The organism is Streptomyces sp. NPDC001816 (genome assembly GCF_042892235.1).
Lineage (GTDB): Bacteria > Actinomycetota > Actinomycetes > Streptomycetales > Streptomycetaceae > Streptomyces.
Window position 1 is genome coordinate 1 of sequence record NZ_JBIATY010000020.1, and the last position, 15,752, is coordinate 15,752.

Annotated in this window: 19 protein-coding genes and 1 tRNA gene; 7 read left to right on the forward strand and 13 right to left on the reverse strand. The window is 69.2% G+C overall.

Features of this window, described 5'->3' with window-relative positions; genetic code table 11:
* Window positions 1-141 precede the first annotated feature (141 nt).
* The 5 genes from ACFYZZ_RS42930 to ACFYZZ_RS42950 all read right to left on the reverse strand — a co-directional run bounded on the left by ACFYZZ_RS42930 (window position 142) and on the right by ACFYZZ_RS42950 (window position 4,232).
* Window positions 142-462, reverse strand: coding sequence for an SCO5918 family protein (locus ACFYZZ_RS42930; RefSeq protein WP_389188785.1), 321 nt, complete (start codon window positions 460-462; stop codon window positions 142-144).
* Window positions 463-523: 61 nt separating this feature from the next.
* A complete protein-coding gene (locus ACFYZZ_RS42935; RefSeq protein WP_389189084.1) occupies window positions 524-844 on the reverse strand; it encodes a CBS domain-containing protein in 321 nt (106 codons plus the stop codon).
* A 134-nt stretch (window positions 845-978) separates the two neighbouring features.
* Entirely contained in the window at window positions 979-2,454 is a 1,476-nt protein-coding gene (locus tag ACFYZZ_RS42940; RefSeq protein WP_389188788.1) for a DEAD/DEAH box helicase, read from the reverse strand.
* 180 nt (window positions 2,455-2,634) lie between these two features.
* Complete coding sequence (locus ACFYZZ_RS42945; RefSeq protein WP_030648194.1) at window positions 2,635-2,838, reverse strand: cold-shock protein; 204 nt, start codon at window positions 2,836-2,838, stop codon at window positions 2,635-2,637.
* Between the two features lie 800 nt (window positions 2,839-3,638).
* Window positions 3,639-4,232: a TetR/AcrR family transcriptional regulator gene (locus ACFYZZ_RS42950; RefSeq protein WP_389188791.1), complete on the reverse strand. Its 594-nt coding sequence runs from the start codon at window positions 4,230-4,232 to the stop codon at window positions 3,639-3,641.
* Between the two features lie 240 nt (window positions 4,233-4,472).
* On the opposite strand from ACFYZZ_RS42950, the gene ACFYZZ_RS42955 reads away from it, so the two are divergent.
* The gene (locus ACFYZZ_RS42955) at window positions 4,473-5,618 is read left to right on the forward strand and encodes an FAD-dependent oxidoreductase (protein ID WP_389188794.1); all 1,146 of its coding nucleotides are present in this window, start codon (window positions 4,473-4,475) and stop codon (window positions 5,616-5,618) included.
* Between the two features lie 310 nt (window positions 5,619-5,928).
* On the opposite strand, the gene ACFYZZ_RS42960 is transcribed toward ACFYZZ_RS42955, so the two are convergent.
* Window positions 5,929-6,002: transfer RNA gene (locus ACFYZZ_RS42960), tRNA-Gly, on the reverse strand.
* Between the two features lie 546 nt (window positions 6,003-6,548).
* Between ACFYZZ_RS42960 and dcd the strand changes: the two genes are divergently transcribed.
* Both dcd and ACFYZZ_RS42970 read left to right on the forward strand, forming a co-directional pair.
* On the forward strand, window positions 6,549-7,124 hold the full coding sequence (dcd, locus tag ACFYZZ_RS42965; protein WP_386572966.1) for a dCTP deaminase: 576 nt from the start codon (window positions 6,549-6,551) through the stop codon (window positions 7,122-7,124).
* 13 nt (window positions 7,125-7,137) lie between these two features.
* On the forward strand, window positions 7,138-7,635 hold the full coding sequence (locus ACFYZZ_RS42970; protein WP_389188797.1) for a phosphoribosyltransferase: 498 nt from the start codon (window positions 7,138-7,140) through the stop codon (window positions 7,633-7,635).
* Window positions 7,636-7,725: 90 nt separating this feature from the next.
* On the opposite strand, the gene ACFYZZ_RS42975 is transcribed toward ACFYZZ_RS42970, so the two are convergent.
* From ACFYZZ_RS42975 to ACFYZZ_RS42985, 3 genes are all read right to left on the reverse strand, one after another.
* Window positions 7,726-8,754 carry a YIP1 family protein gene (locus ACFYZZ_RS42975; protein WP_389188799.1) on the reverse strand — a complete coding sequence of 343 codons (1,029 nt, stop codon included), beginning with the start codon at window positions 8,752-8,754 and terminating at the stop codon, window positions 7,726-7,728.
* Window positions 8,755-8,854: 100 nt separating this feature from the next.
* Entirely contained in the window at window positions 8,855-10,279 is a 1,425-nt protein-coding gene (locus ACFYZZ_RS42980) for an FG-GAP-like repeat-containing protein (protein WP_389188802.1), read from the reverse strand.
* Window positions 10,280-10,342: 63 nt separating this feature from the next.
* Window positions 10,343-11,821: a VCBS repeat-containing protein gene (locus ACFYZZ_RS42985; protein WP_389188805.1), complete on the reverse strand. Its 1,479-nt coding sequence runs from the start codon at window positions 11,819-11,821 to the stop codon at window positions 10,343-10,345.
* Between the two features lie 314 nt (window positions 11,822-12,135).
* Between ACFYZZ_RS42985 and ACFYZZ_RS42990 the strand changes: the two genes are divergently transcribed.
* Window positions 12,136-12,462 (forward strand): antibiotic biosynthesis monooxygenase family protein, encoded by a 327-nt coding sequence (locus ACFYZZ_RS42990; RefSeq protein ID WP_389188808.1) that lies wholly within the window; start codon window positions 12,136-12,138, stop codon window positions 12,460-12,462.
* Window positions 12,463-12,502: 40 nt separating this feature from the next.
* Here ACFYZZ_RS42990 and ACFYZZ_RS42995 read toward each other — a convergent pair whose 3' ends face one another.
* On the reverse strand, window positions 12,503-12,757 hold the full coding sequence (locus ACFYZZ_RS42995) for a GntR family transcriptional regulator (protein WP_389188811.1): 255 nt from the start codon (window positions 12,755-12,757) through the stop codon (window positions 12,503-12,505).
* Between the two features lie 163 nt (window positions 12,758-12,920).
* Between ACFYZZ_RS42995 and ACFYZZ_RS43000 the strand changes: the two genes are divergently transcribed.
* Both ACFYZZ_RS43000 and ACFYZZ_RS43005 read left to right on the forward strand, forming a co-directional pair.
* Entirely contained in the window at window positions 12,921-13,157 is a 237-nt protein-coding gene (locus ACFYZZ_RS43000) for a hypothetical protein (RefSeq protein WP_389188814.1), read from the forward strand.
* Entirely contained in the window at window positions 13,154-13,432 is a 279-nt protein-coding gene (locus ACFYZZ_RS43005) for a hypothetical protein (protein WP_389188817.1), read from the forward strand. The genes ACFYZZ_RS43000 and ACFYZZ_RS43005 overlap by 4 nt, the downstream gene beginning before the upstream one ends.
* A gap of 34 nt (window positions 13,433-13,466) precedes the next feature.
* On the opposite strand, the gene ACFYZZ_RS43010 is transcribed toward ACFYZZ_RS43005, so the two are convergent.
* Genes ACFYZZ_RS43010 through ACFYZZ_RS43020 form a run of 3 tightly spaced genes read right to left on the reverse strand, consistent with a single transcriptional unit; the run spans window position 13,467 to window position 15,109 of the window.
* On the reverse strand, window positions 13,467-14,321 hold the full coding sequence (locus ACFYZZ_RS43010; protein WP_389188820.1) for a helix-turn-helix domain-containing protein: 855 nt from the start codon (window positions 14,319-14,321) through the stop codon (window positions 13,467-13,469).
* Window positions 14,322-14,349: 28 nt separating this feature from the next.
* Window positions 14,350-14,877, reverse strand: coding sequence for a DUF6879 family protein (locus ACFYZZ_RS43015; RefSeq protein ID WP_389188823.1), 528 nt, complete (start codon window positions 14,875-14,877; stop codon window positions 14,350-14,352).
* Window positions 14,849-15,109, reverse strand: a complete 261-nt coding sequence (locus ACFYZZ_RS43020; RefSeq protein WP_389189087.1) for a hypothetical protein — start codon at window positions 15,107-15,109, stop codon at window positions 14,849-14,851. The genes ACFYZZ_RS43015 and ACFYZZ_RS43020 overlap by 29 nt, the downstream gene beginning before the upstream one ends.
* Window positions 15,110-15,335: 226 nt before the next feature.
* Between ACFYZZ_RS43020 and ACFYZZ_RS43025 the strand changes: the two genes are divergently transcribed.
* Window positions 15,336-15,719 (forward strand): DUF6415 family natural product biosynthesis protein, encoded by a 384-nt coding sequence (locus ACFYZZ_RS43025; RefSeq protein ID WP_389188826.1) that lies wholly within the window; start codon window positions 15,336-15,338, stop codon window positions 15,717-15,719.
* The last annotated feature ends 33 nt before the right edge of the window (window positions 15,720-15,752 follow it).

Genomic DNA, 15,752 nt, shown 5'->3' on the forward strand with positions numbered 1-15,752 from the left:
CCCGGACGCCGTGTCATCGGCCCCCCCCCCCCCGTGCCCCGCCGGGACATCCCCCTCTGGCCGCCCCACCCGGGGGGGGGCCCTGCCGACGCGCGTCGGCAGGGCCCCACCGGGCTCCTGAGGGCGGTCTCCCGCCCGTCCTCACACGGCCACGGGGCCGGTGCCGCCGAGCAGCGCGGACGCGGTGTGGAGGAGAGTGGGTCCACCCTCGCCCACGGGCGCGCCCTCGGGGCGGTCGTGGCAGGTGAAGCCGAGACGCGTCATCGCCCGCACGACCTCGCCGGCGGTGAAGTCACGGGGGTCCTGTCGCGTGACGACCCGGCCCACCTGCTTGACGGGGTAGCGGCGGCGGCCGATGGTCACGGACGCCCCCGTGACGAGCTCGGGCCTGACGCCCTTCATCGAGGCCAACACCCCGGTCCTGGTCAGGTCGAACGGGTACCGGGCGATGACACAGCGCATGATGCCTCACAGGGGAGAAGTCGCGGGGAGAAGGAGAACGGGCCGCCCGGGGCGAGACGGATCAGCACGCGAGGGCGGGTACGCCCGGAACCCGGCCGTACTCACCGACGCCGCCCGAGCGGCCGCCAGGTGAGGGCAGTGGTTCGTCGAGGACGTCCCGCAGACGGATCCGGTCCGTGTACGCGGAACTGTCGCGGAGAACGGCGAGCCGGAGCCGGGTGACCAAGCCTGTGCTCTCGTCGTCCCCGTCGCACACGGTCAGGTACTCGACCCGGGCACCCGCCATGACGGCCAGAGCCACCTCGACGGTCATGTCGTCACATACCCGAGGCCAGTGCCCTTCGATGTCCTCGACCGCGGTCACGGGGGCGGGGTCCGGCATACGGCGGTACTGCGTCCACGCTGGCGTCAAGGGTGTCTCCTTCGGTAAGGGATGGTCGGCTTGGCGGCCCTTGCGGCCCCGGGAGACCACGGCGGCTTCCGGGAGGCCAAGGGGGCTCCGGGGACTGCGCCGGCCTAAGCAGCCGAGTCGTTGTCGGGCCGCCGCTGTGCCCTGCGGCGCACCCCCGCGCCGACGGGTCGGCCCTGGCCGGTGCGGCCCCGGCGGCCTGGGGAGGACGAAGACGCGCGGCGGGTGCGTTCCACGGCAGGCACGGTGATGACCACCGGGACGCCGGAGGGCGTCTGGGCGCCGGTGATACGGCTCAGCTCCGCCTCGCCCGAGCGGACCGGGGTGATGTGCGGGGTGATGCCGGCCGAGGCCATCAGCCGGGTCATGCCGCGGCGCTGGCCGGGGGTGACCAGGGTGACGACGCTGCCGGACTCCCCGGCGCGGGCCGTACGGCCGCCCCGGTGCAGGTAGTCCTTGTGGTCATTGGGCGGGTCCACGTTGACGACCAGGTCGAGGCTGTCGACGTGGATGCCGCGGGCCGCGACGTTGGTGGCCACCAGGACGGTGACGTGACCGTCCTTGAACTGCGCCAGGGTCCGGGTGCGCTGCGGTTGGGACCGTCCACCGTGCAGAGCCGCGGCGCGGACACCGCTGCTCAGCAGGTGCTCGGTCAGCCGGTCCACCGCGTGCTTGGTGTCCAGGAACATGATGACCCGGCCGTCCCGGGCCGCGATCTCGGTGGTCGTGCGGTACTTGTCCGCGTCGTGCACGTGGAGTACGTGGTGCTCCATCGTGGTGACGGTACCGGCCGACGGGTCGACGGAGTGAACGACCGGGTCGGTCAGGTAGCGGCGGACCAGCAGGTCGACGTTGCGGTCCAGGGTGGCCGAGAACAACATCCGCTGGCCCCCGGGGCGCACCTGGTCGAGCAGGGCGGTGACCTGGGGCATGAAGCCCATGTCGGTCATCTGGTCGGCCTCGTCGAGCACCGTGATGCCGACGTCGACGAGCTGGCAGTCGCCCCGGTCGATGAGGTCCTTGAGCCGACCGGGCGTCGCGACGACCACCTCCGCACCGGTGCGTAGCGCACCGGCCTGCCTCCCGATGGACATTCCACCGACGACGGTGGCGAGCCGCAGGCTCACCGAGCGGGCGTAGGGAGCGAGCGCGTTGGTGACCTGCTGGGCCAGTTCACGGGTGGGGACGAGGATCAGGACCAGTGGCCGACGCGGCTCGGCGCGCCGGCCCGCCGTACGGGCCAGTGCCGCGAGACCGAAGGCGAGGGTCTTGCCCGAGCCGGTGCGGCCGCGACCGAGTACGTCACGGCCGGCCAGGGAGTTCGGCAGGGTAGCCGCCTGGATGGGGAACGGTACGGTCACGCCCTCGTGGCCGAGCGCGGCCAGCAACGGCGTCGGCATGGCGAGATCGGCGAACGACTCGACGGCGGGCAACGCCGGTGTGGTCGTCTTCGGCAGTGCGAACTCACCTTGTGCAGCCCGCCGGCCACCGTAGCCCTTGGAGCGGCTCTGAACAGCGGAGCGGCCGACGGCAGCGCTTCCTCCGAAGCGGTCGTATGTGCGAGTTGTGCGTGCACGGTTCATGCGGAACCTTCCTCGATGCGGGCGCGTATTCAAGGAATTTCCGCAGTGAAATGAACGGCGCAGAGAATCTCGAGAACGAGCCGGAAAAAGCAGGGTTGAATCACCCTGAAAATGAAGCGAGCTGGGGCCCGCACCCCAAGGTGCGGGCCCCAGCTGCGAAGTATGTGTCAGTGCGACGCGTCAGGCGGGAACGATGTTCTCGGCCGTCGGGCCCTTCTGGCCCTGCGCGATGTCGAACGACACCTTCTGGCCTTCCAGCAGCTCGCGGAAGCCCTGGGTGGCGATGTTGGAGTAGTGGGCGAAGACGTCGGGGCCGCCGCCGTCCTGCTCGATGAAGCCGAAGCCCTTTTCCGCGTTGAACCACTTCACGGTGCCAGTAGCCATTTTGTTTCTCCTTCGGAGGCGGTGTCAGGAATGCACCCTGTGCGCATTCCGTGTCGCCGTGATGATCAGCCGTCGGAAAAACCTTCTGGCAACCACACCTGCAACTGACACCGACAGTAGCACGTCGTGAGCGACCTCGCGGGGTGGATAATTCCTGGCCGTCTGCCGTCTCAGGAATATTTCTCGTGCGCCGTGTCGATTTCTCACTTCACGACCACAGAAATTGCTCTCCCGGGCCGCACTGTTGCCGTCGAGTCTTTCCGGTCACAGCGCTGTGACCTCCGTCGACGGCTTGGGCGCGGCTGCCGTCGTCATCGGCGGGCGACCGTGCCGACGAGCGCGCCGAGACCCCAGCAGCGAGACGAAGGCCACCCGGCGGTTCCGGCGGGGCGACCGCGGCGCCCGCGCCCGGGGCGGTCCGGGACCTGGCGATCATCAAGGAGGCGGCCAAGCGCCGGGGCATGAGCGAGGCCGAGATCATCCGGGACCCCTGGTCTGCTGTACGCGACCGCGCCCACCATGGCTGTGGTGGGCATGGCGCGCATCGCTTCAGTCCACGTCGCCCTCCAAAGGAGGTGTGGTCCGCCCACCGCCCCCAGACAGGCATCACTCGGCGCGAGTACGACGCCTGCATGAGTGGCGCGACTCAGGCGAGCGGCCTCACGCTGGAGGATCCCGCCTCCTTCGACGAGCCGGTGACGCTCAGCGTGCTTCGCTCTGCGGGAGCTTTCCACCCTCCGCAGAGCTATCGCCCTTCGTGAAGCGCTGGTCGAGGACGGGCCCAGGAAACGGCCCAGGCGCTACTGCGCGGGCGGCTTGCTCGGCGGCTCCCAGCCGTGGGTGAGGATGTCGAAGACTGCCTCGACGGCGGCCCGGCGGTCCTGCCGGCCGCGAGCGAGCACCGGGATCTCGAGTACGAATCGGGCAAGAGCCACACATGCGAGGTTGTCGTGGTCCACGCCGAACTCGTCGGCGATGACTGCGCTGAGGCTGTCGGTGTACCGGGTCCACATGCGTTCGGCGTAGGCGCGCAGCACCGGCGTGGAGTTCACCAGGTTGGTGAACTCGGCCGCCTGGGGATGCGTCTCGATCGACGGCCAGGTGTCCAGGACGTGCTGCCGAAGGGCATCGAGGATGCTTTGGTCGGAGGGTCGCTGGCGCACCGCGGCGATCAATTGTGACTCTCGGTCTTCGTCCTGGTCGAATACCAGCGCTTCCTTGCCGCTGAAGTGCTTGAACACCGTCGCGGTCGACACGTCGGCGGCGTCGGCGATGTCACGGATGCTCACCTGGTCGTAGCCGCGCTCCAGGAAGAGTTGCAGTGCGGCGTCGGCGATCGCCTGCCGGGTGGCCGCCTTCTTGCGGTCGCGGCGGCTGGCAGAGGGCACGGTCATGGCTACAGCGTACTCGATAGTCGAATCAGTCGCTAAGTAGAGTCGTTGCACTTTTCTACTCGCTCTGATTTTATGGGTTATCGCGAGTACCTGATGAGCGGCACATCCCTCGTCAGCCTGGTCATCGTCTGCCCTGCGCCGACCTGTTCACCTGAGAGGCCCCTCTGCGTGGCACATCCGGTGCCGGGGTCGACAACGCCCGGCCTGCTCGCCCCTCTTCTCCGACTGAAAGGGACAACCATGAACTCCCCAGAACCCGCCCGGGCACGCATCAGCATCATCGGTGCCGGCCCCGGCGGACTGACCTGCGCCCGCATCCTTCAGCAGCACGGCATAACTGTCACCGTCTACGACCGCGACCGGGGCCCCGACGCGCGCAACCAGGGCGGCACCCTCGATCTGCACGCCGACAGCGGCCAGATCGCCCTGCGCGAAGCCGGTCTGCTCGACGAGTTCTTCAAGCTCGCCCGCCCCGAAGGGCAGGAAATGCGCCAGATGGACCCGACCGGCACGATCACGTCCCATCAAGTCCCGGCGGCCCACGAACTCTTCAAGCCGGAAATCGACCGTGGCCAGCTGCGTAACCTGTTGCTCGACTCCCTGCAACCGGGAACCGTGCACTGGGGCCGCGCCCTCGACATGATCAGTGGACCCGACGACGGGCCACGGCAACTGCACTTCACCGACGGCACGACCGTCCAGACCGATCTGGTCATCGGCGCCGACGGCGCCTCCTCCCGGGTACGCCCGGCCGTGTCCCCCGCCGTCCCCGAGTACACCGGCGTGAGCTTCCTGGAAGCATGGTTCTCAGACGTCGAGAACCGGCACCCGGACATGGCCGAGCTGGTCGGCCAGGGCAGCGCCCACGCAGCCGACGGCGAGCGCGGCCTGTTCGCCCAGCGCAACAGCGGAAACCACATCCGCGTCTACATCATCCAACGAGTCCCCCTCGACTGGATCAGCACGAGCGGCCTGACAGTCGAGGACACCGAAGGCATCCGCGCCCTGCTCCTGGGCGAGTACGCCCACTGGTCGCCCCGCATGCGCCGGATGATCACGGAAAACGACGGCCCCTACGTCGACCGCCCGATCTTCGCCCTCCCGGTCCCGCATACCTGGGAACACAACCCGACGGTGACCCTGCTCGGAGATGCCGCCCACCTCATGCCCCCGCTCGGCGTCGGCGTCAACCTCGCCATGCTCGACGCCGGCGAAATCGCCCTCGCTCTCGCGAACGCCGCCACCGTCGCCGACGCCATCCGCACCTACGAGAAGACCATGCTCCCCCGCTCGACCGAGACGGCCAAGGCCCTCGAAGGCGGCGCCGAACACCTGCTGTCCGCCGACGTACCCGACCTCGGCAGCAACAACGACGCCCGGCACTAGGGGCTGACTGGTCTTCAGCCGTCACCAGCAGATGATGGCGCAGCCGAGGGCGATGAAGGCTTGGCGGATGCCGTCGCGGATCTCCCAGCGGATGCGCACGCGCCAAAACCAGTGCGGCAGCGCGATGGCGCCTTCTACGACCCAGCGGCGGACTCCGAGGCCGGAGCCGTGTTCGGGGCCGCGTCGGGCGATGACCGTGGGGATCTCGAGCGGGTGGACCTTGTCGCGTCAGGGCACGCAGAGGGCAGGCCGCCCTCAAATTGGTCTAGGCAACAAACAAACCCCAGGCCGCTGACCTGGGGTTTCTCTCTGGAGCGGGTGACGAGAATCGAACTCGCGCTCTCAGCTTGGGAAGCTGATGTTCTACCATTAAACTACACCCGCGTAATACGGACATTCGGCTCCGCGGAGTCGAATGTCCGAACGCTCGCTCACTGTACCTCATCGCAGACCCCCGGTGCTCGGACCGCGGGGGTCCGCGTGCGTTGGGGGTGTGGAGCAGGTGGGTTGCAGGGGCGGGATCCCGGTGCGGGGCACGCGAGTTGGGGCGTACCGTGGAGAGGTGGGAGAGGGTCCGGGTGGGGCCGGAGTGCCGCCTGGAGAGTCGTCTCTTTGATCCCGTAATGTGGCTTTTGTCGTCAGGGCAGTAAGCCGGACGCGGCTCTTGGGGAAGGGACTTGAGGGATTTGATGGAACGCACCGTCGTTCGCTGTGCGGACGGGCACGTGTTCAGCACCGCTTCGTTCCCGATGCAGCAGGCCGAGCGGCTCGGCCCCGGCCGGCTGGTGAGGTGTCCGCGGTGTGCCCGGCTCCGCAGTGCGGTACCGGTCACGCTGCAGAAGCGATAGCGGGCAGGGCGCTGCAAGATCGAAAGGCGCGCGGAGCCGTCACGATTGTCACGGCTCCGCGCGCCTTGCGTATCCTCGGGACGTGCTTCTCTCAGACAAGGACATCCGGGCCGAGATCGACGCCGGGCGGGTGCGCATCGATCCCTACGACGAATCCATGGTGCAGCCGTCGAGCATCGACGTGCGTCTCGACCGTTTTTTCCGGGTGTTCGAGAATCACCGGTACCCCCACATCGACCCGGCCATCGAGCAGGCCGACCTGACGCGACTGGTCGAGCCCGACGGCGACGAGCCGTTCATCCTGCATCCCGGTGAGTTCGTGCTGGCCAGCACGTACGAGGTCATCACGCTGCCGGACGATCTCGCCTCGCGGCTCGAGGGCAAGAGCTCGCTCGGGCGGCTGGGGCTCGTCACGCACTCCACCGCCGGGTTCATCGACCCGGGGTTCAGCGGTCACGTCACCCTGGAGCTGTCCAACCTCGCCACCCTGCCGATCAAGCTCTGGCCGGGGATGAAGATCGGCCAGCTGTGCATGTTCCGGCTCAGCTCGCCCGCCGAGTTCCCGTACGGCAGCGAGCGCTACGGCTCCCGGTACCAGGGGCAGCGCGGGCCGACCGCCTCGCGGTCCTTCCAGAACTTCCATCGGACCCAGGTGTGAGGGCGACGACGACATGAGTGACGTACGGGAGAACCTGACCTACGAGCGGTTCGGTGCCGCTATCCGTGAGCTGGCGCAGACCATCGCCGACGACGGGTACGAGCCCGACATCGTGCTCAGCATCGCGCGCGGGGGTGTCTTCGTCGCCGGCGGGCTCGCCTACGCCCTCGACTGCAAGAACATCCACCTGGTGAACGTCGAGTTCTACACCGGCGTGGGGACGACCCTCGAGATGCCCGTCATGCTCGCGCCGGTTCCCAACGCCATCGACTTCTCCGACAAGAAGGTGCTGATCACCGACGACGTCGCCGACACCGGGAAGACGCTGAAGCTCGTCCACGACTTCTGCCTCGACCACGTCGCCGAGGTGCGCTCCGCCGTGATCTATGAGAAGTCCCACTCCCTCGTGAAGTGCGAGTACGTCTGGAAGCGCACCGACGAGTGGATCAACTTCCCGTGGAGCGTCGAGCCGCCCGTGGTGAAGCGGGCCGGGCAGGTCCTTGACGCCTAGACGGCAACAACAGCAGCAGTAGCAGCAGCAACAGCAGTAACGAGAGAAGGGCCCCCAGCAGCGCCGGGGGCCCTTCTCTCGTCACTACGTCTAGAACGTGCCCAGCTTCACGATCGACAGCAGCGCGATCAGCTGGATCGCCGACGCGCCCAGCGCCTTGGGCCAGGGCAGGTCGTGGGAGCGGGAGACCATCAGGGTCAGCAGGGCGCCCGCGCCGATCCAGGTGGCCCAGCCGAGCACCTGGACGAAGCCCGCGTCGCCGCCGAAGAACATGGCGAAGACCAGGCGGGGGGCGTCCGTGAGGGACATGATCAGCATGGACAGGCCGACCGTGGGCTGCCAGGCGCCGTCACCGCCGAGCTGGCGGGCCAGGGTGTGGGTGACCACGCCCAGGACGAAGGCGCTCACGACCAGCGCGACGGCGGTGATCAGGACGATCGGGATCGCGTTGGAGAGCGTCGCGTTGATCGCGTCCGAGCGGGCGCCGTCGAAGCCGAAGACGGCGAGCAGGCCGTAGAGGAACGTGACGATCAGGGCCGGGGCCCACATCGTGTAGTCCCGCATCCGCAGGAAGGTCTGGTCGGGGGAGAAGATGATCCCCTTCAGCAGCTCCTTCCAGTGCAGCGGCGGGCCGGTCGGTCCGGACGGGGCGGCCGCGCCGGCGTGGTAGGTCGCGCCCTGGGTGTAGCCGGCGGCCTCGTCGACCGAGAAGGCCTGGGTGTGGCCCGGGTTGTTCGCGGCGTACGGATCGTGGCCGCCGTGCGCCTGGCCCGGGTAGCCGCCGTCGCCGAAGTACTCCGGTCCGTCGTCGGCCTGGCCCGGGTAGCCGTACTGCCCCTGCGGCGGGTACGACGGCTGCGGCGCCGAGGGGTAGCCGTACGACGGGCCCTGGGGCCGGCCTCCGGGCTGTCCGTAGCCCTGTCCCCGGCCGCCGGGTGTGCGTCCCTGTCCGTGCCCGTACGACGGTCCCTGCGGGGCCTGTTGTCCTTGGGGGGTGCGGTTGTCCCGGCCCCCGCGTCCGTTCCTGAATCCAGCCACGTCATCGAACGTACCTGGTCCCGGAGAGTGACGTGGCGGGCCCGGGGGTACGGGCCCGGCTTTGCTGCCGACCTGTGACATCCCCTAAGGGACCGTCAGGGGACGTGCCAGGGATTCCCCCGGTTCCACCGGCCCCTCACCGAGCCCTTCGCGAGCCCTTCGCAGAGCCTCATCGGGCCCTTCACTGGCCCATCAGGCGGCCCGGACTCGGGTAGCCCGTGGCGGGGACGCCGGTCGCAGCCGGGCCGAAGGACACCGCGCCCGTGGTCCGGATGCCGGAGGCCGAGCCGCGCAGGCTCCATACCGCGCCGTCGGAGTCGTTCTCCCCGTGGGCGCCGACGGACAGGTCCGCCCTGCCGTCGCCGTTCAGGTCCGACAGCCGGACCGCCGAGCCGAAGAAGTCGTTGTCCTCGGCGGAGCCGGGGACGCCGACCGTGTCCTGGGCGAAGGACTGGGCTCCGGTGCCGGTCAGGCCTGCGGCCGAGCCGCGCAGTACGGTGACGGCGCCGGCCTGCCAGTCGGGACCGATGGCCTCGTAGATCGCGCCGACGGCCACGTCCGCGTACCCGTCGCCGTTGACGTCGCCGACGGAGAGGGAGTGACCGAACCAGTCCTCGGGCTCGTCGGTGCCGGGGAGGCCGGGGCTGTTCTGGGTGATCGTCGCCTGGGGAGTGGTGCGCAGGCCGCTCGCGCTGCCCAGGTAGGCGCGGACCGAGCCGCCGTCGTTCGCGGAGACCGAGCCGGGGGCGGTGGCCGTGACCACGTCGTCGTAGCCGTCGCCGTTGAGGTCGCCGACGGCGGCCGTGCGCCAGGCGCCGCTGTGCACGAAGGTCTGCAGGGACAGTGGCGTGGCGGGGTCGGCGGAGCCCGTGTACACCAGCTGGCCGTCGTCGTACGTCCGCTCGTCGGTGCCGCTGATCACCAGGTCGTCGACGTGGTCCCCGTTGACGTCGGCGGTGGCCAGGCCCTGGGCGCCGTGGATGACACCGGCCTCCAGCTCGGTCCGCAGCACGAACCGGGACACGGCGCCGGAGGCTTTGGTGAAGCCGCCCTCGAGGATCCAGACGTCCTTGCCGAGGCTGCCCACGGCGAGGTCGGCGCGCCCGTCGCCCGTGAAGTCGCCGACCGCCAGGGTGAGGCCGTATTCGTCGTGTGCCGAGGACCCGGGGTTGGGTACGGTCCAGGCGCCGGAGAGGCCGTTCTTCCCGCCCCAGACGACGACCGCGGTGCCGACGCCGTCGTTCTCGTCCGGGGTACCGACGACGAGGTCGGCGTAGCCGTCGCGGTTGAGGTCGCCGGAGGCGAGGGCCGCGCCGAACTCGTCGTTCGTCTCGGCGGTGCCCGGGATGCCCGCGGTGTTCTGGGTGATCACCGTGTGCCGGGAGGCGCTGATCCCGGACTTGGAGCCGTAGTTCACGACCACCGCACCCGCCCGGGCCTTTCCGCCGACCGTGGCCGACGGGGCGGCGGTGACCAGGTCGCGGTAGCCGTCGCCGTTGAAGTCGTCCGAGAAGCGGGCGGGGGCGGCGGTGGCCGTCGTGGCCGGCAGGGCGGTGAGCAGGCCTGTGGTCAGGGTGGCGGCCGCGAGGAGGGTGCGGGTGCGCAAGGCGGGGCTCCGGGACGAAGGAGGGGGCCGGGCCCACGGGGGTGGGCCCGGCGGAAGGGTTGCTCAGTCGGCGAAGTTGGCGCCGAAGTACGGCGTGCCCGTCGTGGAGACGCCCGAGGTGCTCGGGGAGACGGTGCGGGAGCCTGAGGTGATGATCTTCGTGCCGTCGGAGGGCAGGTAGGTCACCGCGCCGTTGCCGGCGTTCTCCGCGGAGCCGACGAGCAGGTCGGCCTTGCCGTCGCCGGTGACGTCGTCGAGCTTGACGTCCTGGCCGAACAAGTCGTCGTCCTCGTCGTTGCCGGGCACGCCCGCGGTGGACTGGGCGAAGGACTGGGCGCCGGAGTCGGTGTTCAGGCCGCTTGCGGTGCCGTAGAGGACGGTGACGGCGCCGGTGTCCGTCGCAGTGCCGATGTTCTCGCCCGCCACGCCGATCGCGAGGTCGAGGAAGCCGTCGCCGTTGACGTCGCCCAGGTCGAGCTCGTAGCCGAAGAAGTCGTTGCCCTCGGCCGTGCCGGGGACATTGCCCGTGTCCTGGGTGATGCCCGTGGCGCTGGTGGTGAGGGGGCCGCCGTCGGAGCCGTACGTCACCCAGACCTTGCCGCCCTTGCCGGAGTCGGGCATGGGGGTGCCGTCCCCGGCGGTGGGGTTCCAGTAGGCGCCGCTGACGACGTCGCCGTAGCCGTCGTGGTCGATGTCGCCGATCGCGGTGATCACGCCGGGCTTGAGGGTCATGGCCTCGGACATGTGGAGGCCGTTCACCCCGCCGGGGATGTAGTAGTTGCGGTTCCAGCCCTCGGCGCTGGCGGTCTCGAAACCGTCGACCACCAGGTCCGTCTCCTGGCCGCCGTTGATGTTGCCGGCGGTCAGGTTGAGCGGGCCGTTCGCGTCGCTGCCCATGATCGGGGGCTTGATCGTGTACTTGCCGCCGGGGGTGCCCGAGCTGTTGATGCCGCCCTTGAGGACGTAGATGGTGGCGGCGGAGCTGCCGACGGCCAGGTCGGCCTTGCCGTCGCCGTCGAAGTCACCGGCGGCGAGGTTCTTGCCCCAGTAGTCGTGCGCGGTGGGGGCCGGGTCGGCGACCGTGACGCCCTTGCCGGTGATGCCGGAGGCCGAGCCCCACAGGATGGCGATGGTGCCGCCGTCGGTGTCGCTGCCCACGTCCTCACCGGGGGAGCCGACCGCGAGGTCGTCGTAGCCGTCGCTGTTGAAGTCGGCGTACGCGGTCTCCGAGCCGAAGTGGTCGCCGGTCTCGGCGGTGCCGGGGCTGCCGGCGGTGTCCTGGCTGATCGTGGAGCGCTTGGCGGACGAGACGCCGGCGGCGGAGCCGTAGAGGACGACCACCTGGCCGGCCGCCTTCTTGCCGCCCACGTAGGCGCCGTCGGCGGAGAAGGCCGTGTCGCCGATCCCGTCGTTGTTGAAGTCGGCCTGCGGGACGCTTGTGGAGTCAGCGGCCGTGGCGATCACGGTCGAGAACGTGAGCAGACCGCCCGTCAGCGCGGCGGCGGTGGCCGTCGCGAGGGCGAGTCGCAGAGGCTTGTGCATGCGTGATTCTCCTGCGGCATGCGGGAATGCCTGGCGGGGCATCCCCAGTCGATGGGGTGCGGACGTCCGTGTTCGTCGCGAGTTGTCCTGCGGTTCACGGAGCGTTCGGCGATCAGGAGACCGGCGTCGGGGCGTAAGGGTTGTACAGGAGTTAAGTAAATTTCTGAGGCTGTCGTGGCCTGAGGGAAAACGGTTACGGCGCGAGGGCGAGGACACGGGTCGTGCCGGGCGCGGGCGGTACGACGGCCTTTCCGCTGCCCGGCACGAGCCCTCCCGTCTGAGCTGGACCGGGTGGGCCGGGGCAGGATGGACCCATGAGCGTAGTGAAGATCAACGTGCTGACCGTTCCCGCCGAGCAGCGGGAGGTGCTGGAGAAGCGGTTCGCCTCCCGCGCCCACGCCGTGGAGAACTCCGACGGCTTCGAGTGGTTCGAGCTGCTGCGCCCCGTCGAGGGCACCGACCAGTACCTCGTCTACACGCGATGGCGGGACGAGGAGTCGTTCCAGGCGTGGATGGAGGGTCCGATGAAGGCCGCGCACCAGGGCGGCGGCGAGGGCGCCGAGCGTCCCAAGCCTGCTGCCTCCGGCTCCACCCTGTGGTCCTTCGATGTGGTGCAGCAGGCGGGGCCGAAGGGCGCCTAGTCGGAGAACTGAGCGTGTGACGCCCCGTCGCCGGACTGCCCTATGCGGGCGGTTCGGGTTCTTCGGCGGGGCGCTTTGCTACGAAGGAGCCGAGGCCGGGTTCCGTGTAGGTCAGCCCTTCTGCGCGCAGGGCCCGCAGCACCTTGTGTGCTGTCGCGTTGGCAATCCCGAACTCCGCCGTGAGTTGCACGACGGACGGCACCCTCGTGCGCGGTGCGTACGTGCCGTCTGTGATACGGCGCCGGACGATCTCGGCGACCTGGCGCCAGCGGGGGATGTCGGGAGCGAATTCCATCACCGCACCATCATCCGCATGCCTGTACATCCGTGCGATACAGGGAATCCCTGTGATCCCTAGCATGCCTAGATTCCCTCCGCTATGGTAGGGGTACGAAGGACCCCCGCGACGGGTGGAGCCGTCCGGGGGCGTGGCCACCAGCTGAACTGGAGCTGATGACGTGACCGACCTTATCCGCCGCCTTGCCGCCTGGGTGAGTCTCTTGCTCTTCCCGCCCGGCAGGGCACCCGTACCGGACCCCACACCTCCCGCCGCCCCCTGGCGGGTCCAGCCCCTGTCCCTCCCGCGCTACCGCAGCCCGTACGGACTCGACACGCCCCTCGACGCCACCGCCGCCAGGGCCGTACGCCCGTACGTGACCGATCCGTACTGCACCCACGGGCTGGAGGTCGCGTGAGCCAGCCGCCGCGTCTGCTGCCCTGGAAGGGTTCCGGGGGTAAGCCCTGCTACCTGATCACCGACGATCGCGATGGGCCGCTCTCTCGACTGGCCGACGCAACGGAGTCTGTTCAGCTCGGCATGGGCAGCCAACTCCTGGACCACGCACGCGAGATCCTGCCGAACACCCCGCCCGGCGAACTCCGCTTCCTCGCCGAGTGCTTGACCCAGGCCCTCGACGACGCCCTCCGTGTCGCGGAGGGCCGGGGCCGGCGGCTCGTCGAGCTGAACTGAGCCGAGTTGTCAGTGGCCGCAGGGCCGTGATTCATCAGTGCAGGACTTCGATGGCCCGAAGGATCAGGGCGCGGGCATCGGCGCCATATACAGCCATGCTGCGCAGCTGCTCGAACGCCTTCAGATACAGCGCGACTTCGGACGGTTGCGTGATCCGTACGCGGGCAGAGACCAGCTCGACACTGATGAGGCGGTCGTCGTACACGTGGAACGTCTCGCGCGGCCACTGTTCCCTTCCGGCCGTCGCCATGGGGACGATGCCGAGGGACACCTGCGGGAGCGCTCCGGCGGTGAGCAGGTACCCGAGCTGTGCAGCCATCGCGTCGGCATCGCACACCTGATGGCGCAGTGCCGCCTCCTCGATGACGGCGACCAGTCGGTGCCCGGGCTCGTGGATGATTCGGCTGCGTTCGACACGGGCCCGGGCTGCCTCCGCACTGTCGTCCACAGGTACGTCTCGGAAACGGGCGCTGATGCCGAGGACGCCGGCGGCGTAGCCCTCGGTCTGAAGGAGGCCGGGCACCAGGGACGAGGAGTAGACGCGGAAGAGCTGCGTGTCCTGGAACAAGCGGGGCTCGCTGCCCTGCAGCGCCTTGAGGCCGGAGCGGACTTGGGTGCGCCACTCCGTGTACATCGATTCGGCGTGCAGGGACTGAGCGATGATGCCGTCAGCCTGGTCGGCTGCGTCAGTGGCTCGGCACCACAGGCGGATATCCGTGGCGGTCGGCGCTGTCCTGGCGTTTTCTATACGGCTGGTCTTGGAATGATGCCAGTCGCAGCGGCCGGCCAGCTCAGTCACCGAAAGCCCCGCACCCTTGCGTAGGTCGCGCAGTCGGTGGGCGACGACCTCGCGCGCCGCCTGGGCGGACGAGGACGGGGAGATGGGCATGAGCTGGCCTGTTCAGTGCTTGTTCGGGTTAGCGGATCTTGTACTGGTCGTGCGGGGTGGCTCGGTCCCAGACTGCCTCGAAGGCTTCGCTGCACAGCTTGGCAGCCGCGGGGTCGTGGGAGACCTCACCTCCGGCGGATGCGCCGTCGCCGGTGAAGTGGTTCCAGTAGACCGTCTGGTTGTCGAACAGCCAGAAGTCGTTGCCGGGCAGGCAGAGGTCTGACGCTTGGCGGCGGGGGAGCCATCTGATGTGCTCGCCTGCGGCGATGTTGGTGAAGGTGAAGCTGTGCAGGAAGTGGGTGTACTCGCTGACCGGTTCGGACACGATGCGCGCCCGCCGGATCACCACGCCCCGCGTGGTCGTCTCCGCCACCAAGCTGAGCCAGTCCCTCCACCAGGAGGCGCGGTCGTCCGGGTCGTATTGGAACCCGGCGCGCCAGTCGGCGAAGGGGCCGCTCTCGTAGTCGACGGCGTAGGTGTCGCGCATCTCCAGGTGGACTGCGGACCTGGTGGCGCTCGCCAGGAGGTCAGCGAACGCGGTCGGTGTCGAGGGCATCGCAGGCCTCCCTGATCATCGGCACCATGCGGGCGGGTACACGGATCACCGCCTCGTTCTCGGGGATCCCGATAGCGTGCCCAGGCACCTCGAACGCCGCTGCTTCGGCTTCGAGTTCGGGGCCTGCCTTCCATCCCTGGAGCACGAGTTCCTGCCTCTCCTGGTCGACCCAGACCGTTGGCGATTCGTGATCTCCGGTGTTCGGGTCGATCCCGATGAACTTTAAGGACACAGCTGCCTCCGTCGACGGGATGTGCATGGCTGTGCACAACAGTCGTTCCGTAGACCGGCAGGGTCAAGGGCCTTTGTCAGCCGAAATGCTGGGCAGCGGCAGCATGTGCACAGATCTGCACATTGCTGGAAGCGCGGCGCAGCACACTCCTAGCGTCGGCATGGACGACGAAACCCCGGCGAGGCGGCGGAGCCTCCGGGGGCGTGACCGACTGCAAGGAGTCGACATGACGCACGCCGCCGCAGCGCCCGACACGGCAGGGCATGCCCTCACAGGACCGCCCGACATCGAGGCGATGCGTGCCAACGTGCGACGTGGCCTCGTAGACGCCCCCTCCGAGATCGAGACGAGCCAGATGGACGCGCTCGTTCTTGCGCTGCGCAGCCACATGGAGTTGCTCATCCCCGAGGTCGAGGCGATGGCCGGACGGCAGCCGAAGGACAGCATCCTGCGGCACTGCGCCCTGGCGTGCGTGGGGGAGGCGCGCAGGAAGTTGCGCCTCGGGAACGGCCTGACGATGCCGGTCCGGGGCGCCGTGGTGCAGAAGCTTGCTCGGTCGGTGAATGCCCTGACCGACCACTACGAGAACCTCGGCGGCACGCGGGCGTGACTGCGCTCTGAATTTTCGCGCGAAACGGTAGCT